The organism is Variovorax sp. W1I1, from assembly GCF_030815625.1.
GTDB classification, from domain to species: domain Bacteria; phylum Pseudomonadota; class Gammaproteobacteria; order Burkholderiales; family Burkholderiaceae_C; genus Variovorax; species Variovorax paradoxus_C.
This window is the reverse complement of record NZ_JAUSWZ010000001.1, coordinates 4,429,703-4,451,196: the sequence shown is the minus strand read 5'-3', so window position 1 is coordinate 4,451,196 and position 21,494 is coordinate 4,429,703. Positions and strand designations below refer to the sequence as shown.

General features: G+C 64.7%; 23 protein-coding genes and 1 pseudogene. 21 read left to right on the top strand and 3 right to left on the bottom strand.

Annotation, left to right across the window (positions count from 1 at the left end; genetic code table 11):
• The first annotated feature begins 260 nt into the window (after nt 1-260).
• Genes QFZ83_RS20970 through QFZ83_RS20955 form a run of 4 tightly spaced genes read left to right on the top strand, consistent with a single transcriptional unit; the run spans nt 261 to nt 3,439 of the window.
• Nucleotides 261-1,358, top strand: a complete 1,098-nt coding sequence (locus tag QFZ83_RS20970; RefSeq protein WP_307509703.1) for an RluA family pseudouridine synthase — start codon at nt 261-263, stop codon at nt 1,356-1,358.
• Complete coding sequence (locus tag QFZ83_RS20965) at nt 1,351-2,025, top strand: HAD family hydrolase (RefSeq protein ID WP_013539975.1); 675 nt, start codon at nt 1,351-1,353, stop codon at nt 2,023-2,025. The genes QFZ83_RS20970 and QFZ83_RS20965 overlap by 8 nt, the downstream gene beginning before the upstream one ends.
• A 10-nt stretch (nt 2,026-2,035) precedes the next feature.
• Entirely contained in the window at nt 2,036-2,404 is a 369-nt protein-coding gene (locus QFZ83_RS20960; RefSeq protein WP_307509699.1) for a Rieske 2Fe-2S domain-containing protein, read from the top strand.
• 3 nt (nt 2,405-2,407) lie between these two features.
• Complete coding sequence (locus tag QFZ83_RS20955) at nt 2,408-3,439, top strand: S49 family peptidase (RefSeq protein ID WP_307509696.1); 1,032 nt, start codon at nt 2,408-2,410, stop codon at nt 3,437-3,439.
• Nucleotides 3,440-3,454: 15 nt separating this feature from the next.
• Here the strand turns inward: QFZ83_RS20955 and QFZ83_RS20950 are convergent, their stop codons facing one another.
• Genes QFZ83_RS20950 through QFZ83_RS20940 form a run of 3 tightly spaced genes read right to left on the bottom strand, consistent with a single transcriptional unit; the run spans nt 3,455 to nt 5,948 of the window.
• Nucleotides 3,455-4,606: an MFS transporter gene (locus QFZ83_RS20950; RefSeq protein WP_307509693.1), complete on the bottom strand. Its 1,152-nt coding sequence runs from the start codon at nt 4,604-4,606 to the stop codon at nt 3,455-3,457.
• 2 nt (nt 4,607-4,608) lie between these two features.
• Nucleotides 4,609-5,370: an SAM-dependent methyltransferase gene (locus tag QFZ83_RS20945; protein WP_307509690.1), complete on the bottom strand. Its 762-nt coding sequence runs from the start codon at nt 5,368-5,370 to the stop codon at nt 4,609-4,611.
• Complete coding sequence (locus QFZ83_RS20940; RefSeq protein WP_307509686.1) at nt 5,367-5,948, bottom strand: nucleoside triphosphate pyrophosphatase; 582 nt, start codon at nt 5,946-5,948, stop codon at nt 5,367-5,369. Before QFZ83_RS20940 ends, QFZ83_RS20945 begins: the two co-directional genes overlap by 4 nt.
• Nucleotides 5,949-6,031: 83 nt before the next feature.
• Here QFZ83_RS20940 and QFZ83_RS20935 point away from each other — a divergent pair, with 83 nt between their 5' ends.
• The 17 genes and pseudogenes from QFZ83_RS20935 (at nt 6,032) to rnc (ending at nt 21,492) form a co-directional block, all read left to right on the top strand.
• Complete coding sequence (locus QFZ83_RS20935) at nt 6,032-6,589, top strand: DUF177 domain-containing protein (protein WP_306880272.1); 558 nt, start codon at nt 6,032-6,034, stop codon at nt 6,587-6,589.
• 164 nt (nt 6,590-6,753) lie between these two features.
• A complete protein-coding gene (gene rpmF / locus QFZ83_RS20930; RefSeq protein WP_007830466.1) occupies nt 6,754-6,936 on the top strand; it encodes a 50S ribosomal protein L32 in 183 nt (60 codons plus the stop codon).
• A gap of 61 nt (nt 6,937-6,997) precedes the next feature.
• Complete coding sequence (gene plsX, locus QFZ83_RS20925) at nt 6,998-8,095, top strand: phosphate acyltransferase PlsX (RefSeq protein ID WP_306879813.1); 1,098 nt, start codon at nt 6,998-7,000, stop codon at nt 8,093-8,095.
• Nucleotides 8,095-9,072, top strand: coding sequence for a beta-ketoacyl-ACP synthase III (locus QFZ83_RS20920; RefSeq protein WP_306880271.1), 978 nt, complete (start codon nt 8,095-8,097; stop codon nt 9,070-9,072). Before plsX ends, QFZ83_RS20920 begins: the two co-directional genes overlap by 1 nt.
• Nucleotides 9,073-9,122: 50 nt before the next feature.
• Nucleotides 9,123-10,076, top strand: a complete 954-nt coding sequence (gene fabD / locus QFZ83_RS20915) for an ACP S-malonyltransferase (protein ID WP_306879811.1) — start codon at nt 9,123-9,125, stop codon at nt 10,074-10,076.
• 27 nt (nt 10,077-10,103) lie between these two features.
• A pseudogene (gene fabG, locus QFZ83_RS20910) lies at nt 10,104-10,848 on the top strand (3-oxoacyl-ACP reductase FabG).
• Between the two features lie 99 nt (nt 10,849-10,947).
• Nucleotides 10,948-11,187 (top strand): acyl carrier protein, encoded by a 240-nt coding sequence (acpP, locus tag QFZ83_RS20905; RefSeq protein ID WP_007830471.1) that lies wholly within the window; start codon nt 10,948-10,950, stop codon nt 11,185-11,187.
• A 96-nt stretch (nt 11,188-11,283) separates the two neighbouring features.
• Complete coding sequence (gene fabF / locus QFZ83_RS20900; protein WP_013539986.1) at nt 11,284-12,528, top strand: beta-ketoacyl-ACP synthase II; 1,245 nt, start codon at nt 11,284-11,286, stop codon at nt 12,526-12,528.
• A gap of 151 nt (nt 12,529-12,679) precedes the next feature.
• The gene (locus QFZ83_RS20895; protein ID WP_307509682.1) at nt 12,680-13,024 is read left to right on the top strand and encodes a hypothetical protein; all 345 of its coding nucleotides are present in this window, start codon (nt 12,680-12,682) and stop codon (nt 13,022-13,024) included.
• 10 nt (nt 13,025-13,034) lie between these two features.
• Nucleotides 13,035-13,709, top strand: coding sequence for an RNA polymerase sigma factor RpoE (gene rpoE / locus QFZ83_RS20890; protein ID WP_080898215.1), 675 nt, complete (start codon nt 13,035-13,037; stop codon nt 13,707-13,709).
• A gap of 17 nt (nt 13,710-13,726) precedes the next feature.
• Nucleotides 13,727-14,392, top strand: a complete 666-nt coding sequence (locus tag QFZ83_RS20885) for a sigma-E factor negative regulatory protein (RefSeq protein ID WP_306879790.1) — start codon at nt 13,727-13,729, stop codon at nt 14,390-14,392.
• A 23-nt stretch (nt 14,393-14,415) separates the two neighbouring features.
• Nucleotides 14,416-15,486: a MucB/RseB C-terminal domain-containing protein gene (locus tag QFZ83_RS20880; protein ID WP_306879788.1), complete on the top strand. Its 1,071-nt coding sequence runs from the start codon at nt 14,416-14,418 to the stop codon at nt 15,484-15,486.
• A gap of 107 nt (nt 15,487-15,593) precedes the next feature.
• A complete protein-coding gene (locus QFZ83_RS20875; RefSeq protein WP_307509677.1) occupies nt 15,594-17,078 on the top strand; it encodes a DegQ family serine endoprotease in 1,485 nt (494 codons plus the stop codon).
• A gap of 522 nt (nt 17,079-17,600) precedes the next feature.
• Complete coding sequence (lepA, locus tag QFZ83_RS20870) at nt 17,601-19,412, top strand: translation elongation factor 4 (protein ID WP_013539992.1); 1,812 nt, start codon at nt 17,601-17,603, stop codon at nt 19,410-19,412.
• A 7-nt stretch (nt 19,413-19,419) separates the two neighbouring features.
• Entirely contained in the window at nt 19,420-20,385 is a 966-nt protein-coding gene (gene lepB / locus QFZ83_RS20865) for a signal peptidase I (protein ID WP_307509674.1), read from the top strand.
• A gap of 34 nt (nt 20,386-20,419) precedes the next feature.
• On the top strand, nt 20,420-20,788 hold the full coding sequence (locus tag QFZ83_RS20860) for a DUF4845 domain-containing protein (protein ID WP_013539994.1): 369 nt from the start codon (nt 20,420-20,422) through the stop codon (nt 20,786-20,788).
• A 17-nt stretch (nt 20,789-20,805) separates the two neighbouring features.
• Nucleotides 20,806-21,492 carry a ribonuclease III gene (gene rnc / locus QFZ83_RS20855; RefSeq protein ID WP_306879781.1) on the top strand — a complete coding sequence of 229 codons (687 nt, stop codon included), beginning with the start codon at nt 20,806-20,808 and terminating at the stop codon, nt 21,490-21,492.
• The last annotated feature ends 2 nt before the right edge of the window (nt 21,493-21,494 follow it).

Sequence of the window (21,494 nt, the reverse complement as noted above, 5' to 3'; positions counted from 1 at the left end):
GGTCGGCCAGCGAAGGCATATTTGAATCAGCAGCATCAACACAACAAGGGACTCGCTTCGATCCGCCGGCAGCTTGGAAGCTGCAGGCTGGGTATTCCGTATCGGTGTTTCGTGGGTGTCGGCTTGACTTGGGTGCCGGGCCTGCCACTTTGCGCAATTGCGCGGGGTTTGCAGCTCGGCGCCAAAGCGGCATCGACCTCACAGCATGATCGTCAGTGCTCTAAACTTCTGTCTAATCAAGCACTTACACGACCGCGCTGGTGAAAAACATTATAGGTGCGAAGCAAAGCCCCGAGACCGCTCCAAATCCCGCAGATCGAAATGCCGGGGCCGAGGCAGGCGCGCATGGAGCCATCAAATTCATCACCGTCGACGCGGAGTCCGCGGGGCAGCGGCTTGACAACTTCCTGTTCCGTCATCTGAAAGGCGTGCCGAAGACGCATGTCTACCGGATCATCCGGTCGGGCGAGGTGCGCATCAACAAAGGGCGCGTCCAGGCCGAGACTCGCATCGAGGTCGGCGATGTACTCAGGCTTCCGCCGGTGCGGATTTCGCCGCGCGCGGAAGAGGGCGCCACACCTCCGGCACCGGCCCGCGAATTTCCGGTGCTGCTCGAAGACGATGCCGTGCTGGCCATCGATAAACCCGCCGGCGTCGCGGTGCATGGCGGCAGCGGCGTGAGCTTCGGCGTGATCGAGCAGTTGCGCACCGCGCGACCGGGCGCCAAATTTCTGGAACTGGTCCACCGGCTGGACCGCGAAACCTCCGGCATCCTGCTGGTCGCCAAGAAGCGCAGCGCGCTGGTCGCGCTGCAGGACCAGTTCCGCGAGCGCGAAACGGGCAAGACCTACCTGGCGCTGGTCGAAGGCGACTGGCCCGTCAACAAGAAGGTGCTCGATGCGCCGCTCGCCAAGTATTTGTTGCCCGACGGTTCCGGCGCCGGTGCCGGCGAACGCCGCGTGCGCGTGGTCGCCAAGGACCATCCCGACGCGATGCGCGCCATCACGCTGGTTCGCGTGCTCGCGCGGCTCACGCTGCCGGGCGACGCCACACCGCTGTCATTGCTGGCGGTGACGATCAAGACCGGCCGCACCCACCAGATCCGCGTGCACCTGGCCTCGGCCGGCCACGCGATCGCGGGCGACGACAAATACGGCGACTTCGACCGCCAGCGCACGTTGCAGAAGCTCGGCTTGAAGCGCATGTTTCTTCACGCATGGCGCTTGCAGTTCAATCACCCGGCGGGTGGCGAGCGCGTTGCGCTGCAGGCCGACCTGCCGCCCGAACTGCACGCGCTGATGCCGCCTTCCGCGCTCCAGGCGCTGGCCCAACACCCCACTCCCACGGCCCATGACTGATTCTTCCGCCAGACCTCCCCGCTTCGACCTGATCGCCTTCGACTGGGACGGCACGCTCTACGACTCCACGCGCCTGATCGTGCGCTGCATCCAGGCCGCGGTAATCGATGTCGGCGGCGCCAAGCCCACCGAGAACGACGCCGCCTGGGTGATCGGCCTCGGGCTCGCGGAGGCGCTCGCGCGCGCGGCGCCCGATGTGCCGAAGGAAAAGTACGCCGAGCTCGGCGCGCGCTACCGCTACCACTATCTGCAACATCAAGATGACCTGGTGCTGTTCGACGGCGTGCTGCAGATGCTCGACGCCCTGCGCGCGCGCGGCCACAAGCTGGCCGTGGCCACCGGCAAGTCGCGACGCGGGCTGAACGAGGCGCTGAAGTCCGTCGCCCTGCGCGACCGCTTCGATGCCTCGCGCACCGCCGACGAGACCTTCGGCAAACCACATCCGCGCATGCTGCTGGAGCTGATGGAAGAACTCGACGTGCCCGCCGAGCGCACGCTGATGATCGGCGACACCACGCACGATCTGCAGCTGGCAACGAATGCCGGCTGCGCCAGCGTGGGTGTGAGCTACGGCGCGCACGAGCCGTCGAGCTTCGACGAGTTCAAGCCGCTGTTCGTCGCCCATTCGGTGCCCGCGCTCGAAACGTGGCTCCTCGACAACGCCTGAAGATTTCGTCATGAGCGAAGAGTGCATCCCGTTGTGCAACGCCACGGACCTGGTCGAGGGCGGCCGGGCTGTGCCCTTCGATGTGGTTCACGGCGGCGAAACCTGCCGCGCCTTCGCGGTGCGCTTCGAGGGCCAGCCTCATGCATACCTCAACCGGTGCAGCCATGTGGCGATGGAAATGGACTTCCAGCCCGACCGCTTCTTCGACGACACCGGCCAGTGGCTGCTGTGCGCCACTCACGGCGCGGTCTACCAGCCCGACACCGGCGAATGCATGGGCGGCCCCTGCCGCGGCGGCCTCGTGAAGATCGCCTTGAGCGAACGAGACGGCGTGGTGCACTGGCATACTGCCTGGAACCTCCAACCTCTCACCTTCTGACACATGACCGACCCGAATCGCAGGGACCCCGAGGGTTTCGATCCGTTGGAACCGGTAGCTCCCCTCACCACCCCCAAGAACATGGCTCAAGACCCTACACAGCGCCCCGGCTGGGAACGCGCAACGCTTGAAAAGCTCGCCTTCGCCGCGCTCGGCGAGCAGAAGGCCACACGCCGCTGGAAGACCTTCGTGCGTCTTTCGTGGCTCGCGTTCTTCATCTTCCTGGCCTGGTTCGCGCTCTCGCGCAGCACGCCGAGCACAGCCAAGACCACGGCCCACACGGCCGTCGTCGAGATCAAGGGCGAGATCGCCGCGGGCGGCGACGCCAGCGCCGAGTTCGTCGTGGCCGCCATGAAGACCGCCTTCGAGGACGAAGGCGCCAAGGGCGTGGTGTTGCTGATCAACTCGCCGGGCGGCAGCCCGGTGCAGGCCGGCATCATCAACGACGAGATCAAGCGCCTGAAGGCCAAGCACAAGAAGCCGGTCTACGCGGTGGTCGAGGAGACCTGCGCTTCGGCCGCCTATTACATTGCCGCCGGCGCCGACAAGATCTTCGTCGACAAGGCCAGCATCGTCGGCAGCATCGGCGTGCTGATGGACGGCTTCGGCTTCACCGGCGTGATGGACAAGGTCGGCGTGGAGCGCCGCCTGCTCACCGCTGGCGAGAACAAGGGCTTCCTCGATCCGTTCAGCCCGATGAGCGATGCGCAGCGTGCACACGCCCAGACGATGCTCAACCAGATCCACGCGCAGTTCATCAACGTGGTGAAGACCGGCCGCGGCGATCGGCTGAAGCTCGACACCCCGGGCCTGTTCAGCGGCCTTTTCTGGAGCGGCGAGCAGGCGGTCGAGTACGGCCTGGCCGATCAGCTCGGCAACGTCGACTTCGTGGCGCGCGAGGTGATCAAGGCCGAAGAGGTCATCGACTACACCCGCCGCGACAACGTGGCCGAGAAGCTGGCCAAGAAGTTCGGCGCCGCGATGGGCGAAGCCTCGGTGCGCTCGCTGCAGGTCGCGACGCCTGCGTTGCGCTGAAGCAGATCAGAGCTCTCAGCCCGCTTCTTCGCTGCGCGTGAAGCGGGCCGAGGCAGCCAGCGCTGCGGCGAAGATCACCACCACATAGAGCGCGGCAGTCAGTGAACTGGCCCGCGCCAGCAGGCCGATCACCGCGGGGCCGGCCATGAATCCCAGATAAGCCACGGCCGAAACCGAAGCGATGCCGCTGGCAGGTTCGACACCCGGAACGCGGGCCGAAGCGCCGAACAGGATCGGCACCACGTTCGCAAAACCGACTCCGACGCCTGCGAAGCCGACCAGCGCGAGCCAGGGCAGGTCTGTCAGCAGCACCAGCGTCATCGCGGCCGCCGCGAGCACACCGCTTCCACGCAACAAGGCAACCGGGGTGAAGCGGGCGCGCATCGCGTCGCCGCCGAAACGCGCAGCCGCCATGGCCGCGGAGAAGGCCGCATACGCCAGCGCCGCCTGCTTCTGCGGGCTGCCGAGCTCCTGCTGCATATAGAGAACGCTCCAGTCGTAGATCGCGCCTTCGGCGATCAGGCCCAGTGCGGCCAGAACGCCGAGCACCGCGAGCGGGCCGCGGGGCAGGCGAAAGCTGTGGTCGGCGCCGGTTGTGTTGCCCGTGGCCGCCTTGGGCAGCATGCGTGTCGAGGACAGGGCAACCAGCAGCACCATCACCGCGGCAACGAGCAGCAGGTGCGTCTGTGCTCCCATTCCCGCTGCAAGCACTGCACTGCCGCTCGCGGCGCCTGCCATGCCGCCCAAGCTGAACATGCCGTGCATGCCACTCATCAGCGGCGTGCCGCTTTGCATTTCGAGCTGCGCCGCTTCAGTGTTGATGGCCACGTCGAACACGCTGGTGACGAGGCCGAACGCGGCCAGCAAACCCATCAGCGCGAAGTAGCCCGGCATGGCGATCAAGCCGGCGAGCAGCAGCGCATAGACGCAGCCCGAAAGGACGGCGATCCGTCGCGGACCGTGGCGGCCGATCCAGCGGCCCGCGCTGGTCAGGCCGAACATGGCGCCGGCGCCTGCGGCGAGCAGGGCCAGCCCGAGTTGGGCTTCGTCCAGGCCGTAGTGCGCCTTGACCGTGGGCACATGCACGCCCCAGGTCGCGAAGATGAAGCCGGAAGAAAAGAACTGCGCGCGCGAGGCCCAGCGCGTGCCGGCGGTCACCACCACCATCGTCAGCGCCCGATCGCGAACACGGCGGGCAGGCGTTCGTCGGTTGCGGTCTGTGGCTTGGCGCGCCAGGATTTCACCGTTTCGCTGCGCACATGGGAAGTTGCGAGGGTCAGGCCGCGCGCGACGGCGAGGCGGGTGTTCTGGTGCATCGTTTGGACCAAGGCTTGCAGCAGGGCAGCATTGCGATAGGGCGTTTCTATGAAAAGCTGCGTCTGGCCGGTCTTGAGAGCAATCGCTTCGAGCTCGCGGATGCGGGTCTGGCGCTCGCTCGCGTCCTGCGGCAGGTAGCCGACGAAGGCGAAGTTCTGGCCATTCAGGCCGCTCGCAGCCAGCGCCAGCAGCAACGAGACCGGGCCGGTCAGCGGCACGACAGTGATCCCCAGGTCGTGCGCGGCGCGCGCCACCGAGGAGCCCGGATCGGCCACCGCCGGCATGCCGGCTTCGCTCAGCAAGCCGACGTCGTGGCCTTCGAGCGCGGCGGCCAGCAGCGGCCGGGCGTCGAACTGGCCGGCGTGATCGCCTTTCTTGTGCACTTCGCGCGGCAGTTCCTGGATGACCTGCGCCTGCAGCGGAGCGGCCAGCGGCGCGACCGCGTCAATGCGCTTGAGGTAGGCACGGGCGGATTTCGCGTTCTCGCAGATCCAGTGCGTGATGCCGGCGGCCACCTGCAGGGTGCCGAGCGGCAGCGCGTCCTGCAGGGGAGCCTGGACGTCGCAGCCGAAATCGAGCGGCGCGGGAACGAGGTAGAGCTTGCCGTGGGTCACAGGAGTTCGACCCCCGCGGCGCGCAGCATCTGGCAGGTGCGGATCAACGGGAGGCCGACCAATGCGGTCGGATCGTCGCTGTCGATGGCGCTCAAGAGGGCGATGCCGAGGCCTTCGCTCTTGGCGCTGCCGGCGCAGTCGTAGGGCTGCTCGACTAGCAGATAGCGGTCGATGGCGGCGTCGCTGAGCTCACGGAACACGACGCGCACGGGCGCCAGGTCGCGCTGAACGAAGCCGGTGGCGTGGCAGACGACGGCGACTGCGGTCTGGAATATCAGCGTCTGTCCGCGCATCCGGCGCAATTGGGCGGTGGCGCGGGCATGGTCGCCGGGCTTGCCGAGCGCCTCGCCGGCGAGGTCGGCCACCTGGTCGGAGCCGATCACCACCGCTTCGGGAAAGCGGGCGGCGACGGCGTTGGCTTTTTCCAGAGCAAGGCGTTCGGCAAGGGCGCGGGGCGTTTCGCCGACCAGCGCGGTTTCGTCGACTTCCGGGGCGTGCACATCGAAGGGCAGGTGCAGGCGGTTCATCAGTTCGCGGCGATAGCGCGAGGTCGAGGCGAGGATCACGGGGCGTTGCATGGGGAGGATTGTGCGTGAGCCACGCAAAAACCTTCTGGCTCGCACCCTGCCAGCGAAGCTGTTGGCGCGCTAGACTGGCGCGGATGAAGAGAGAATTTGCCCCCGAACGGCTCGACGTGGCCGGCTTCGCCGCCGCAGCCGCAACCCTGAATGCCGCCGACCCGGTTCCTAACTACATGCGCCTTGTGGCTGAACTGGCGGATCCGGCCGCTAGCGCCGTCGTCCACTGGGAAGCCACCGGCGAGGAACGCCCGGGCGCCGACGGCAAGGCCGCGCCCTGGCTGCACCTGGAAGCCGAGGCGATCGTTCCACTGACTTGCCAGCGCTGCCTGGCACCCGTCGACACGGAACTCGTGGTGGACCGCTGGTTCCGTTTCGTTGCCGACGAAGCCACGGCGGAGGCCGAAGACGATGAAGCCGACGAAGACCTGCTGGTCATCAGCAGGGATTTCGACCTTCACACCCTGATCGAGGACGAACTGTTGATGGAAATTCCCGTCATGCCCGTCCACGACGTCTGCCCCGAGCCGGTTCGCTTGTCCTCCAGCGATGAGGATTTCAACGCAGCCGAGGAAGCCAAGCCGAACCCGTTCGCGGTGCTTGGAACGTTGCGTTCGCGCAAGCCGGATGAGGGCAAGTAGCCCTTTCCCGGCGCCTAGGCTATAATCATGGGCTTCGCGCGCGCCGCCGTGAGCAGCGATACAGAGATGACAAACAGGGGCATTCCATACATGCCGCTCACTTTTTTGTATTGCCACCGCTTGAGCCCGTATCCAGTCACTCACCTAACAGTCCAGGAGCCATCATGGCCGTCCAGCAAAACAAGAAGTCGCCTTCCAAGCGCGGCATGCACCGTTCCCACAATGCACTGGTCGTGCCCGGTATCGCCGTGGAACCGACCACTGGCGAAACGCACCTGCGCCACCACATCAGCCCGAACGGTTTCTACCGTGGCCGTCAGGTGCTCAAGAACAAGTCCGAAGCCTGATTTCGCACTCCAAGGCCAAGGCCCGAAGCTACTTTTCCTGTAGCGTCGGGCCTTTGTTTTGATGGCTACGCCTTCTTCTCCCGAATTCACTGCTGCGCCTTCCGCAATCACGCTTGCCGTGGATTGCATGGGGGGCGACCACGGGCCGCGTGTCACGCTCGCGGCCTGCCGCGCGTTTCTCGAGCGGCACAGCGAAGCCTCGTTGCTGCTGGTTGGTGCGCCAGCCGCATTGGCGGGGTTCGCCGCACATCCACGCGCTCGCATCGTTGCCGCCAGCGAAGTGGTGGGTATGGACGATCCCATTGAAATCGCATTGCGCAAGAAGAAAGACTCTTCGATGCGCGTTGCGATCCAGCAGGTCAAGGACGGCGCCGCTCAAGCGGCCATTTCCGCCGGCAACACCGGCGCCTTGATGGCGATCGCGCGCTACCTGCTCAAGACACTCGACGGCATCGATCGTCCCGCGATCGCGCCGCAACTTCCGAATGCGAAAGGTGGCGCGACCACCGTGCTCGATTTGGGTGCGAACGTCGATTGCGATGCCGAGGATCTGCTTCAGTTCGCAGTGCTCGGCTCGGCGCTGGTCTCGGCGCTGACTGGGAACGAGGCGCCTTCGGTCGGTCTGCTCAATATTGGCGAAGAGGCTATCAAGGGCAGCGAAACGATCAAAAAGGCAAGCCAACTGCTGCGTACAGCTGCTAATTCCAAAGATTTGAACTTCTACGGCAACGTCGAAGGCAATGATATTTTCAAGGGCACGACCGACATCGTCGTCTGTGATGGCTTCGTCGGAAACGTGGCCCTGAAAGCTAGTGAGGGCGTCGCCTCGATGATCGGCGAGTTCATTCGCGTTGAATTTTCGCGGAGCGTTTTTACGAAGGCTGCGGCAATTGTTGCCTATCCGGTTCTAAAAGCGTTCAAAAGCCGCCTGGATCACCGTCGGTACAACGGAGCGGCCTTGTTGGGTCTTCGCGGCTTGGTTTTCAAGAGCCATGGCTCGGCCGACGAAGTGGCTTTCGGACATGCGCTGGATCGCGCTTATGATGCCGCTCGCAACAACCTGCTCGATCGCGTGCGGGCCCGCATCGCCCACGCCGCGCCTTTGCTCGCGCGGCAGGAACCGGCGGTGCCGGTCGACGCGACGGCCCTTCACGTTTGATGACCCCTTTTTCACGCATCACCGGCACCGGCAGCTATCTGCCCCCACGCCGCGTGACCAATGACGATCTCGCCAAGGAACTGGCGTCGCGCGGAATCGAAACCTCCGATCAGTGGATCGTCGAGCGCACTGGCATCCACGCGCGCCACTTTGCCGCGCCGGACGTCGGCAGCAGCGATCTCGGTCTCGAAGCTGCGAAGCACGCCCTCGAAGCTGCGGGCCGCAAGGCGAGCGATGTCGACCTGATCATCGTCGCGACCTCGACGCCCGACATGGTGTTTCCGTCGTCGGCCGCCATCCTTCAGAACAAGCTTGGCATTGCCGGCTGCCCGGCGTTCGACGTCCAGGCGGTCTGCAGCGGCTTTGTCTATGCGCTGACCGTAGCGGACGCGATGATTCGCACCGGCACCGCGCGTTGTGCGCTGGTGATCGGCGCCGAAGTGTTCTCCCGTATCCTCGATTTCAACGACCGCACGACGTGCGTGCTGTTCGGCGACGGCGCGGGTGCGGTGGTCCTCGAGGCCAGCGACGAGCCCGGCATCCTGTCGAGCGATCTTCATGCCGACGGCAAGCATGTCGGCATTCTTTGTGTGCCGGGTCATGTGTCCGGCGGCAATGTGCTGGGCACGCCGCTGCTGCACATGGACGGCCAGGCCGTCTTCAAGCTGGCGGTTCGGGTGCTCGAAGAGGCGGCGCGAACTGCGCTGGCCAAGGCTGGCAAGACCGAGGCGGATATCGACTGGCTCATTCCGCACCAGGCCAACATCCGCATCATGGAAGGCACGGCCAAGAAGCTGAAGCTGCCACGCGAGAAGCTGATTGTCACGGTCAACGAGCACGGCAACACCTCTGCCGCCTCGATTCCGCTGGCGCTCGACGAGGCAGTGCGCTCCGGCAAGGTGAAGAAGGGCGAGACCCTCATGCTGGAAGGCGTGGGCGGTGGTTTCACCTGGGGCGCCGTGCTGCTCAATCTGTAGCGTATTTGTGGTCCTCTTCAGGGCTGCGATGCGATATGACGCATAGAACAATGAAATCCTTTGCTTTTGTATTTCCGGGTCAGGGCTCGCAGGCTGTCGGCATGCTCGACGCCTGGGGCGACCATCCGGCCGTGGCCGAAACGCTGCGCGAAGCTTCCGAAGCGCTGGGCGAAGACATCGGCGCGCTGATCAAGAACGGCCCCAAGGAAGAGCTGGCACTCACCACCAACACACAGCCCGTGATGCTGGTTGCCGGTGTCGCGGCTTGGCGTGCCTGGCTGTCCGAAGGCGGCGCGACGCCTTCCGTCGTGGCAGGTCATTCGCTCGGCGAGTACTCGGCGCTGGTGGCTTCCGGCGTGCTGACGCTGGCGCAAGCCGCCCCGCTGGTGCGTTTCCGTGCACAGGCCATGCAGCAGGCCGTTCCTGTCGGTGTCGGCGCCATGGCTGCCGTGCTGGGCATGGAGTCCGGCAAGGTCGTGGCGGGCTGCGCAGAAGCGACGGCTTCCTTCGGCGCAGGCAGTGCTGAGATTGTCGAGGCCGTGAATTTCAACGACCCTGCGCAGACCGTGATCGCCGGCAGCAAGGCCGCTGTCGACAAGGCTTGCGAACTGCTCAAGGCAAATGGTGCGAAGCGCGCGCTGCTGCTGCCCGTTTCGGCGCCATTCCATTCGAGTCTGATGAAGCCCGCTGCCGAGGCGCTGCGCGAAAAGCTCGCCACCCTCACGCTCGCCGCGCCTCAGATTCCGGTGCTGAACAACATCGACGTGGCTGTCGAGAATGATCCGGATCGCATCCGCGACGCCCTGGTGCGTCAGGCCGCCGGCCCGGTTCGCTGGGTCGAAAGCGTGCAGGCCTTGAAACTGCGCGGTGTAGCCGCCATCATCGAGTGCGGGCCCGGCAAGGTGCTGGCCGGCATGGTCAAGCGCATCGCCCCCGATCTGGAAGCTACGTCGGTGTACGACCCGGCGACGCTCGCGGACACCCGACAATCGCTCGCCGGCTGAACGGCGCAAGGCCCCGATACTTTTTATATGAGCATTCCCAAATTCGAAGGGCAAGTCGCCCTGGTCACCGGCGCATCGCGCGGCATCGGCGCAGCGATTGCGCTCGAGCTGGCGCAGCGCCGGCCTGAAGGTCGTCGGCACCGGCACCACCGAAGACAGCGCTGCAAAGATCACTTCGGCCCTGAGCGCATTCGATGGTCGTGGCCGTGCACTCAATGTGAATGACGCCGCAGCCGTCGAGGCGCTGATCGATGAGATCGTGCAGGCCTACGGCGCGATCCATGTGCTGGTCAACAACGCCGGTATCACGCGCGACACGCTCGCCATGCGCATGAAGGACGACGACTGGGATGCGGTGCTCGACACCAATCTCAAGGCCGTCTTCCGCCTCTCGCGCGCGGTGATCCGCCCGATGATGAAGCAGCGCTACGGCCGCATCATCAGCATCACGAGCGTGGTGGGCGCCTCCGGCAATGCCGGCCAGGCCAACTACGCAGCCGCCAAGGCGGGCGTCGCGGGCATGACCCGCGCCCTGGCCCGCGAACTGGGCAGCCGTAACATCACCGTCAATTGCGTCGCGCCGGGCTTTATCGAAACCGACATGACGGCAAGCCTCCCCGAGGCGCAGCAACAAGCACTTCTGCAGCAGATCCCGCTGGGACATCTGGGCAAGCCGGCCGACATCGCGCATGCGGTGGCGTACCTCGCATCGCCCCAGGCGTCCTACGTGACCGGGCAGGAGTTGCATGTGAATGGCGGCATGCACATGTAGCCGCAAGGCGCAATCTTTTCCCGTACCGGGGGTGAGGCAAATGCCACAATCCGCCCGGCTAAAATCCACCGATTACCTACAACCCTCAGAGGGAACCAAATGAGCGATATCGAAGCACGTGTCAAGAAAATCATCGCCGAGCAACTCGGCGTGGAAGAGTCCCAAGTGACGAACGAAAAGGCCTTCGTGGCCGACCTCGGCGCTGACTCGCTCGACACGGTCGAACTCGTGATGGCACTCGAAGACGAGTTCGGCATTGAGATCCCCGATGAAGATGCCGAGAAGATCACCACGGTGCAAAACGCCGTCGACTACGCCACCAAGAATCAAAAGGCCTGATTGGCCAGCTGACACTGCGATTGCGGCCGGCGGCTTTTTATCGAACCGCACGCGCCGACCAGCAACTGTTCAGCGCTTCCAGAAAGGTTTGCCGGCATGACCAAACGCCGCGTCGTCGTGACCGGACTCGGTTGCATCGCTCCTGTCGGAAACACCGCAACCGAATCCTGGGCCAACTTGTTGGCCGGGAAGTCGGGCATTGCGAACATCACCGCGTTCGATGCAAGCGCCTTCGCCTGCAAGTTCGCCGGTGAGGTGAAGGGTTTCGACATCACCCAATACATCTCGGAGAAAGAAGCGCGTCACATGGACCGCTTCATTCATCTGGGGCTTGCCGCCGCCATCCAGGCGGTGCAGGACAGCGGACTGCCGACCGGCGAAGCGCTGTCCTATGAAAAGGCCGTTCGCATCGGCTGCAACATCGGCTCGGGCATCGGCGGTCTGCCGATGATCGAAGAGACGCACGCCGAATACGCGAGCCGCGGCCCGCGCCGCATTTCGCCGTTTTTCGTGCCGGCATCGATCATCAACATGATCTCGGGGCATGTGTCGATCAAGTACGGCTTCAAAGGCCCGAACATCGCCGTCGTCACCGCCTGCACCACGGGCCTGCATGCCATTGGCACGTCGGCACGCATGATCGAGTACGGCGATGCCGACGTCATGATCGCCGGCGGCGCCGAGTCGACCATTTCCCCGCTCGGCATCGGCGGCTTCACCGCGCCTCGCGCGCTGAGCACACGGAACGACGATCCCGCCACGGCCTCGCGCCCGTGGGACAAGGACCGCGACGGTTTCGTGCTGGGCGAGGGCGCCGGCGTGCTGGTGCTCGAGGAGTACGAACACGCCAAGGCGCGCGGCGCCAAGATTTACGCGGAAGTCGCGGGCTTCGGCCTGACTGGCGACGCGTACCACATGACCGCGCCCGACGTCGACGGCCCCCGCCGTTCGATGGCGATGGCACTGGCCAACGCGGGTGTCAATGCCGACCAGGTCCAGTACCTGAACGCGCACGGCACCTCGACGCAGATCGGCGACCTCAACGAGACCAACGCGGTCAAGCTCGCCTTCGGCGATCACGCGAAGAAGCTCGTTGTGAATTCGACCAAGTCCATGACCGGCCACTTGCTGGGCGGCGCGGGCGGCATCGAATCGGTGTTCACGGTGCTTGCGCTGCACGAGCAGAAGAGCCCGCCGACCATCAACATCTTCAACCAGGATCCGGAGTGCGATCTCGACTACTGCGCCAACGAGGCGCGCGATCTGAAGATCGATGTCGCGGTCAAGAACAACTTCGGCTTCGGCGGCACCAACGGCACGCTGGTGTTCAAGCGCGCTTGAGCATTGCTCTCTCATGCACAGCGCGCCGTCGGTGACCTATCCGGTGGGGCGCTCACGTGGCGCTACCCGGATTCTTGTCGTTCTCTGGACCTTGGGTGCCTGCTGCGCAGGCGCATCCTGCTATCTCTTTGATAGCGCGGGATGGCGCCAATTGCTGCTGGTTCTCAGCGTCGTCTTCTCTGGCGTGGCCGCGGGCTTCGGCTTGCGGCGCGATGGCACCGCCACACTGCACTTCGACGGGCTCTATTGGTCCTTGACGGGGGCCGATCCGACCCGTGGTGTTCGCGCAGCGCGGGCCATGGTCGCGCTCGATTTTCAGTCGCTGATGCTGGTCAGGCTCTCGGAGCCTAGCCGCGCCGCGCGCTGGGTCTGGCTCGAGCAGCGGGCCATGCCGGAGCGCTGGCGCGATGTGCGTCGGGCGGTCTATTCGCGCGCGCCGGCCGCCGAGCCCACGGGCGATCCGTGGCGCGCAACGGCTCCCGCCGACGCGCCCTGAAATCCCGTCGATGACAACATCTCCCCCGCCCGTACCGCCGGAGTCCGGCCTGACCGACGCGTCGGCCGAGGCGCCGCGCCCGGGCGAGGTCGATTTCCAGTTGGTCCAGCGCACGGTCGCGGGCGACCAGAAGGCCTTCGAACTCCTGGTCATCAAGTACCAGCGCCGCATCGAGCGGCTGATCGGCCGCATGGTGCGCGATGTCGACCTGGTCGAGGACATTGCCCAGGAAACTTTCATTCGCGCCTACCGCGCGCTGCATCAGTTCCGTGGCGAGGCGCAGTTCTACACCTGGCTTTACCGGATCGCGGTCAACACCGCCAAGAAGGCGCTGGTGGACATGAAGCGCGATCCGACCATCTCCGAAAGCGCCCTGAGGCCTTCTTCTGAGGACGACGATGAAACTTACCGTCCCGGAAACGAACCAATCAGCGACGAAACCCCCGAATCGGTCATGGCGGCGAATGAAATCGCCAGCGCCGTCGAGGCGGCCATGGAAGCGCTCCCTGCCGAGTTGCGCCAGGCCGTCACGCTGCGCGAGATCGAGGGGATGAGTTACGAAGAGATTGCCGAGGTCATGGATTGCCCTATCGGCACGGTGCGCTCACGTATTTTCCGGGCGCGCGAAGCCATTTCGGCCAGGGTCAAACCGCTGCTCGACAACCAGTCCGGCAAGCGTTGGTAAGTAAGCAGGTGAATGAAATGAATCAGACGATGACGGTTCGGGAACAGGTGTCCGCACTTGCGGATGGTCATTTGCAGGGCGAGGCGTTCGCAGAGGCGATCGAAGCCGTCTGCACCGAGGGCGAGTCGCGCGCGGCTTGGCATGCGTACCACGTGGTGGGCGATGTGCTGCGCTCGGGTTCTCATTCGCCGTGCAGCGACAGTGCGGCGTTCCTCGCGCGCTTCCAGCAGCGGCTGGCCGCGGAGCCGGTGGTCGCGATGCCTGCGCTGCAGCCGGTGACCCCACCGGTCGCCGTTCAGGTCCAACGCAGGGCCGATGCGGCCAATGAGCCGGTCTTCCGATGGAAGCTGGTGGCAGGCGCCGCATCGATGGTCGCCGTGGCAGCGATCAGCTGGACGCTGATCGGCAGCGGCACGGCCGGTTCGCAGGCTGGCGCGCAGATCGCGGCGCAGCAGCAGCCGGCGGTGAATTCGGTTCTGGCGGCAGCGGCCGTCAACAGCCAGCAGCCCGCAGGCACCACGCTGACGCCGACCCGCGTGATGGTCGGCAACGGCAATCCACAAGTCATGCTGCGTGATCCGCGCCTCGATCAACTGCTCGAAGCGCACCAGCAGGCCGGCGGCGCTTCGCAAATGCCTTCCGGTTTCCTGCGCAACGCCACCTTCGAGGGACCTACGCGCTGATCGCGCGCCCGTCACTGCCCGCAATGACCGTTCAGATGCCGATCTCCGCACGCGCGTTCGTGCTTGTGTTTGCAGCCTTCTGCTTCGCGCAGGTTGCCACCGCACAAAACCGCTCAGGGCCGGCGACCACCAAGAATGCGGCTTCGGCACAGACGGACGAGCCGCCGGCGATGAGCGTGGCCGACTGGCTGCAGCGCATGCACACCGGTGCGCGGCAACGCAACTACGTGGGCACCTTCGTGGTGTCGGCGCCGGGCGGCGACCTGTCGAGCGCGCGCATTTGGCATGTGAGGGACGGCGATCACCAGATCGAGCGCATCGAAGCCCTGTCGGGGCCGCCGCGCTCGACCTTTCGGCGCAATCGCAATGTCATGACCTTCCTGCCCGAGGCGAAGGTCGTGAAGGTGGAAAAGCGCGAGAACCTCGATCTCTTTCCCAACCTGCCGGACAAGACCGATTCGTCGATCGGCGATTTTTACGACGTGCGCGCGATCGGCAAGGACCGCGTGGCCGGCTTCGATGCCGATGTGGTGCAACTGGTGCCGCACGACGGCCTGCGTTTCGGCTATCGCATCTGGAGCGAGCGCCGTTCGGGCCTGGTGGTGAAGCTGCAGACCATCGACAGCGAATCGCGGGTGGTGGAGCAGTCGGCGTTTTCCGAACTGCAGCTCGATGCGCCGGTGAAGGCGCAGGCGCTCGCGCAGATGATGACCAACACCGCGGGCTACCGCGTCGAAAAGCTCGAGCTCGAGCGCACGACCGCACAGGATGAAGGCTGGACGCTCAGCGCGCCCGTGGCCGGCTTCAAGCCCCGCAGTTTCTTCCGCCGGCCCGCTACCAGCAGCGACAAATCGAAGCAGGATGCGGCCACGGTCCAGTGGACCTTCTCCGACGGCTTGGCCTCGGTCTCGCTTTTCATCGAGCGCTACGATGCCGCGCGCGCGCCGCGGGACGGCGTGCTGACCATCGGCGCCACCAACGCCATCCGCCGGCGGTTGCCCGAACCTGCGAGCGACTGGTGGCTGACCGCGGTAGGCGAAGTGCCGCCGCAAACGCTCAACGCATTCGCCCAAAGCCTCGCCCGCACGCGTTGACACACTGGCTGGCCATTGCCCCGCGGATTGCGCTGAACCAAGCTCGCAACGCAGACTCATAGCCCTTTGTTGTTTTAGCCGCTCTCTGTTCTTTTGAAAGAAAACCCATGATGTTCAAAGTCGAGGGACACAAGCTTCGTTCCGGCGTGCTGGCTTTCGCGCTCGCACTCACAGCCGGGGCCACTTTCCTTCCGGTCGAGCCCGTCCACGCGCAAACGCGCACGCTGCCTGACTTCACCGATCTGGTCGACCAGGTCGGCCCCTCCGTCGTCAACATCCGTACGGTCGAGAAGGTCGCCCAGCGCGGCGCCGGCAACGGCGAGATGGACGAGGAGATGCAGGAGTTCTTCCGTCGTTTCTTCGGGCAGCCCGCGCCGGGCACGCCGCGCCAGGGGCCGCGTCCCAACAGGCCGCAGCAGCCCCAGGAAGAGGAGCGCCCGCGCGGTGTCGGCTCCGGCTTCATCCTGACGGCAGATGGCTACGTCATGACCAACGCGCACGTCGTGGAAGACGCCTCCGAAGTGCTGGTCACGCTGCCAGACAAGCGCGAGTTCAAGGCCAAGATCGTGGGCGCCGACAAGCGCACCGACGTCGCTGTCGTCAAGATCGAAGCCACGGGCCTGCCCGCGGTGAAGGTCGGCGACATCTCCAAGCTGCGCGTCGGCGAATGGGTGATGGCCATCGGTTCGCCCTTCGGGCTGGAGAACACCGTGACGGCCGGCATCGTGAGCGCCAAGCAGCGCGACACCGGCGAATACCTTCCGTTCATCCAGACCGACGTGGCCATCAACCCCGGCAATTCGGGCGGCCCGCTGATCAACATGCGCGGCGAAGTGGTGGGCATCAACAGCCAGATCTACTCGCGCTCGGGCGGCTTCATGGGCATCTCGTTCTCGATCCCGATCGACGAGGCGATCCGAGTGAGCGAGCAACTGCGTACCTCGGGTCGCGTGTCCCGCGGCCGCATCGGCGTGCAGATCGACCAGGTCACGAAGGATGTGGCCGAAGCCATCGGCCTGAGCAAGGCGCAGGGCGCGCTGGTGCGCGGCGTCGAAGCCGGCTCGCCGGGCGAGAAGGCCGGCGTGGAGCCGGGCGACGTCATCACCAAGTTCGACGGCAAGGCCATCGAGAAGCCGAGCGACCTGCCGCGTCTGGTGGGCAACACCAAGCCCGGCACGAAGAGCACGCTCACGGTGTTCCGCCGCGGCAACTCGCGCGACCTGAGCGTGACCATTGCCGAGATCGAGCCCGACAAGCCGGCCAAGCGCGCGTCCGATCGCGACGAGTCAGCGCCAAAGCCCTCGGCTTCCGCCGCGGCCAAGTCGATCGGCCTCGCCGTGAGCGACCTCAACGATGCGCAGAAGAAGGAGCTCAAGCTCAAGGGCGGCGTGAAGGTCGATGCCGCCAGCGAAGGTGCTGCACGTGCAGGGCTGCGTGAAGGCGACATCATCCTGGCCGTGGGCAACATCGAGGTGGCCAACACCCGCGAATTCGAGGCCGCACTGGCCAAGGCCGACAAGAGCAAGGCACTCAGCGTGCTGTTCCGTCGCGGCGACTGGGCGCAATACGCCCTGATCCGTCCCGGACGCTGATACGGCGCCGCCGTCAAGTGGCCCCACCCGGCAGTCGGGTTTGGGGCCGTTTTTTTGAGGTGTTTACGACGATCAGGCGCAGGTCCCTAAAAAAATCTGGGCCTCCAAACACCTCGATTTTTGTTTGCGCTCACTAACATTTTTGAGGGCTAAGGACGGTTTTCGGTAGAATAGAGCACTTGCGGCGGCCGGTCAGCGCATAAGGAGTGCAACGACCTTCACGATGCGAGATGTCAGACAGCAGTCCACCGGTGCTCCACAGATCGCCCACAAGTTGTTCATAGACTGCTCCACCGATTCTGTGGATAACCTGTATATATCTTTGATGTTGTGGACCCGCAACGAGCCCTTTGGACCCTGTTCCCGGATGTACGTGCCTCCCTTTTTGCCTACAATGAAGTTCCAACTACTGCAGTTGCCATTGCTTGTTGGTTCAGGGCGCGTCTCCAGAAGACGCGCCCTTTTTTCTTGCCCGCTCACTGCTGGGCACGAGCCAATTCAAGTACTTAAGCGTTCCCGTTGATGAATCACATCAGAAATTTTTCGATCATTGCGCACATCGATCACGGCAAGTCGACGCTCGCAGACCGTTTGATCCAGCGTTGCGGCGGCCTCGCAGAACGCGAGATGGAAGCGCAGGTGCTCGACTCGATGGACATCGAAAAAGAGCGTGGGATAACCATCAAGGCACAGACCGCCGCGCTGCACTACAAGGCACTCGATGGACAGGTCTACAACCTCAATCTGATCGACACGCCGGGCCACGTCGACTTCTCTTATGAAGTGAGCCGCTCGCTGTCGGCATGCGAAGGTGCGCTGCTCGTCGTCGATGCATCGCAAGGCGTCGAAGCGCAGACGGTGGCCAACTGCTACACCGCGCTCGACCTCGGCGTCGAAGTGGTGCCGGTGCTCAACAAGATGGATTTGCCGAACGCCGATCCCGACAACGCGCGCACCGAAATCGAAGACGTCATCGGCATCGACGCGACCGATGCGATTCCGTGTTCCGCCAAAACCGGTCTCGGCATCGACGAGATCCTCGAAGCCATCGTGCACAAGATGCCGGCGCCGCGCGGCAACCCCGATGGCCCGCTGCGCGCGATGATCGTGGACAGCTGGTTCGATCCGTACGTCGGCGTCGTCATGCTGGTGCGCGTGGTCGATGGCCGGCTGGTGAAGGGCGAGCGCATCAAGATGATGGCGTCCGGCGCGATGTACAACGCCGACAACATCGGTGTCTTCACGCCCGCCACCGAACCGCGCGCTTCGCTCGAGGCGGGCGAGGTGGGCTTCATCATCGCGGGCATCAAGGAATTGCAGGCCGCCAAGGTCGGCGACACCGTGACGCTGATCAAGGCGGGCACGGGCGGCGCCGCTGCCACAGCCACCGAGGCGCTGCCGGGTTTCAAGGAAATCCAGCCGCAGGTGTTTGCCGGTCTCTATCCGACCGAAGCCAGCGAGTACGACTCGCTGCGCGACGCGCTCGAAAAGCTCAAGCTCAACGATTCATCGCTGCGCTACGAGCCCGAGGTGAGCCAGGCGCTGGGCTTCGGCTTCCGTTGCGGTTTCCTCGGCCTGCTGCACATGGAAATCGTGCAGGAGCGTCTGGAGCGCGAGTTCGACCAGGACCTCATCACGACCGCGCCCAGCGTGGTCTACCAGGTGGTGCGCAACGACGGTGAAGTCATCATGGTGGAGAACCCGTCCAAGATGCCCGACGTCGGCAAGATGAGCGAGATCCGCGAGCCGATCGTGACGGTGCATCTCTACATGCCGCAGGAATACGTCGGCGCCGTCATGACGTTGGCCAACCAGAAGCGCGGCGTGCAGATGAACATGGCCTACCACGGCCGTCAGGTCATGCTGACCTACGAGATGCCGCTCGGCGAGATCGTGCTCGACTTCTTCGACAAGCTGAAATCGGTCAGCCGGGGCTATGCCTCCATGGACTACGAGTTCAAGGAGTACCGCGCGTCCGACGTGGTCAAGGTCGACATCCTGCTGAACGGCGAGAAGGTCGATGCGCTCTCGATCATCGTTCACCGCACCCAGTCGCAGTACCGCGGCCGGGCGGTGGTATCGAAGATGCGCGAGATCATTTCGCGCCAGATGTTCGACGTGGCGATCCAGGCCGCCATCGGGGTCAACATCATTGCGCGTGAGACAATCAAGGCCCTCCGCAAGAACGTGCTGGCCAAGTGCTACGGCGGCGACATCACCCGCAAGAAGAAGCTGCTCGAGAAGCAGAAGGCGGGCAAGAAAAGAATGAAGCAGATCGGTTCCGTCGAGGTCCCGCAAGAGGCCTTCCTGGCGATTCTGCAAGTCGAAGACTGATCAAAAAATGGCACTCATCACCTCCCTGGTCCTTGCGGCATTCGCCAGCTATGTCGGCGCCTGGTATTTCGGCGCGATCGAAGGCAACTTCGCATTGCTGCTGTTCGTGGCCGCGGTGGTCACCGGCCTCTACTGGCTGGCCGAGCGCTTCTATTTCCTGCCAAAGCGGGAGGCGGCTGCCGCCAGGCTCGAAGCCTCGATGGCCGAGCGCAATGCGCGGCTGGCCGGGCAGGGCATCACCCAGGTCGACACGGCCGACACCAAGGCCAGCGAGCGACTGCTGATGCAGCCCTGGTGGCTCGACTGGACGGCGGGCCTCTTCCCGGTGATCCTGGTGGTGTTTCTTTTGCGCTCGTTCCTCTACGAGCCCTTCAAGATTCCCTCCGGCTCGATGATGCCCACGCTGCTGACCGGCGACCTGATCCTGGTCAACAAGTTCACCTACGGCCTGCGCCTGCCGGTCATCAACACCAAGATCACCGACGGCACGCCGCTTGCGCGTGGCGATGTGGTCGTGTTCCGGTATCCGCCCAAGCCCAGCATGGACTACATCAAGCGTGTGGTCGGCATCCCGGGCGACGAAGTGGCCTACCTGAACAAGAAGCTCACGATCAACGGCCAGCCGGTCTCCAAGGACGCGGCGCCCGACTACCTCGACGGCGAATCGATGCGACTGCTCAAGCAATTCGACGAGAAGCTTGGCGACAAGCAGCACAAGATCCTCAATGACGAAGGCGCACCGTCCTTCGTGCCGGGCGCCAGCGACTTCCCGTTCCGCGAGAACTGCCGCTACTCCGTCGAAGGCGTGGTCTGCAAGGTGCCCGCCGGCCAGTATTTCATGATGGGCGACAACCGCGATAATTCGGCGGATTCGCGCTTCTGGGGCTTCGTTCCAGACAAGAACATCGTGGGCAGGGCCTTCTTCGTCTGGATGAATTTCGGCGATTTCGGCCGCATCGGTCCATTTCAATAAGCAGTCATCAACACTGTTCGAGGGGTAAGAGGGCATGAGAGCAAACCGGTCCATCCGCAGCAGGGCCGCGCACCAGCGCGGCATTTCGTTCATCGGCCTGCTGTTCGTTGCGGTCGTACTTGGCTGCCTGGGCGTGGTCGTCGCGCAGGTCATTCCGACATTGATCGAATGGCAGGCCATCGACAAGGCCGCCAACAAGGCCAAGGAGGGCGCGACGGTGCCCGAAGTGCGCGCCATCTTCGATCGTGCCCAGGCCATCGACGACTTCAAGTCGGTCAGCGGCCGCGATCTCGACATCAAGAAGGTCGGCGACAAGGTTGTCGTCTCGTATGCCTACGAACGCGAGATTCCCTTGTTCGGCCCGGCCTACCTGACGCTCAAGTACAAGGGCGAGACCCGCTGAACGCGGCGCTGAAAAAGGTGGACGGCAGCCTCGTCGCGCTGCAGGCGCGCCTCAAGCATTCGTTCTCCGATACGCGGCTGCTGCAGCTCGCGCTCACGCACCGCAGTTTCTCGGCCGACCACAACGAGCGCCTGGAGTTTCTCGGCGATTCGGTGCTCAACTTGGCGGTGTCGCACCTGCTGTACACGCGACTGTCGGCCCTGCCTGAGGGCGACTTGTCGCGGGTGCGGGCCAACCTGGTCAAACAGGACACCCTGCACCGCCTGGCGCTCGAACTTCAGCTGTCGCCGCTGCTGCGGCTCGGCGAGGGCGAGGCGCGTTCGGGCGGTCCGAATCGACCCTCGATCCTGGCCGACGCGCTCGAGGCGCTGATCGGTGCGGTCTACCTCGATGCGGGCTTTGCAGCCGCCGAGGCGCTGGTGCGCCGCCTGTACGAATCGGTCGAGATCACTCCGCGCATGGAAGCGGCGGCCAAGGACCCGAAAACCGAATTGCAGGAATGGCTGCAGGGCCACAAAATGAAGCTGCCGATGTATCGCGTGGCGGCGACGCTGGGTGCAGCGCACAAACAGACTTTCGATGTCGAGTGCGAGGTGCCCGAGTTGGGCCTTCGCGAACGCGGCATCGGCGGCTCGCGCCGCGCCGGCGAGCAGGCTGCCGCGGCTGCCATGCTGATCCGGCTCAAGGCACGCGGAGCCGCGTGAAA

Bases quoted from the DNA above. Each gene is read 5' to 3' on its own strand.
- fabF (WP_013539986.1), top strand. From the start codon at position 11,284: ATGACCAAACGCCGCGTCGTCGTGACCGGACTCGGTTGCATCGCTCCT.
- plsX (WP_306879813.1), top strand. From the start codon at position 6,998: ATGGCTACGCCTTCTTCTCCCGAATTCACTGCTGCGCCTTCCGCAATC.
- lepA (WP_013539992.1), top strand. From the start codon at position 17,601: ATGAATCACATCAGAAATTTTTCGATCATTGCGCACATCGATCACGGC.
- QFZ83_RS20860 (WP_013539994.1), top strand. From the start codon at position 20,420: ATGAGAGCAAACCGGTCCATCCGCAGCAGGGCCGCGCACCAGCGCGGC.
- acpP (WP_007830471.1), top strand. From the start codon at position 10,948: ATGAGCGATATCGAAGCACGTGTCAAGAAAATCATCGCCGAGCAACTC.
- lepB (WP_307509674.1), top strand. From the start codon at position 19,420: ATGGCACTCATCACCTCCCTGGTCCTTGCGGCATTCGCCAGCTATGTC.
- QFZ83_RS20960 (WP_307509699.1), top strand. From the start codon at position 2,036: ATGAGCGAAGAGTGCATCCCGTTGTGCAACGCCACGGACCTGGTCGAG.
- QFZ83_RS20875 (WP_307509677.1), top strand. From the start codon at position 15,594: ATGATGTTCAAAGTCGAGGGACACAAGCTTCGTTCCGGCGTGCTGGCT.
- fabD (WP_306879811.1), top strand. From the start codon at position 9,123: ATGAAATCCTTTGCTTTTGTATTTCCGGGTCAGGGCTCGCAGGCTGTC.
- QFZ83_RS20940 (WP_307509686.1), bottom strand. From the start codon at position 5,948: ATGCAACGCCCCGTGATCCTCGCCTCGACCTCGCGCTATCGCCGCGAA.
- rpmF (WP_007830466.1), top strand. From the start codon at position 6,754: ATGGCCGTCCAGCAAAACAAGAAGTCGCCTTCCAAGCGCGGCATGCAC.
- QFZ83_RS20920 (WP_306880271.1), top strand. From the start codon at position 8,095: ATGACCCCTTTTTCACGCATCACCGGCACCGGCAGCTATCTGCCCCCA.
- QFZ83_RS20955 (WP_307509696.1), top strand. From the start codon at position 2,408: ATGACCGACCCGAATCGCAGGGACCCCGAGGGTTTCGATCCGTTGGAA.
- rpoE (WP_080898215.1), top strand. From the start codon at position 13,035: ATGACAACATCTCCCCCGCCCGTACCGCCGGAGTCCGGCCTGACCGAC.
- QFZ83_RS20965 (WP_013539975.1), top strand. From the start codon at position 1,351: ATGACTGATTCTTCCGCCAGACCTCCCCGCTTCGACCTGATCGCCTTC.
- QFZ83_RS20950 (WP_307509693.1), bottom strand. From the start codon at position 4,606: ATGGTGGTGGTGACCGCCGGCACGCGCTGGGCCTCGCGCGCGCAGTTC.
- QFZ83_RS20885 (WP_306879790.1), top strand. From the start codon at position 13,727: ATGAATCAGACGATGACGGTTCGGGAACAGGTGTCCGCACTTGCGGAT.
- QFZ83_RS20935 (WP_306880272.1), top strand. From the start codon at position 6,032: ATGAAGAGAGAATTTGCCCCCGAACGGCTCGACGTGGCCGGCTTCGCC.
- QFZ83_RS20880 (WP_306879788.1), top strand. From the start codon at position 14,416: ATGACCGTTCAGATGCCGATCTCCGCACGCGCGTTCGTGCTTGTGTTT.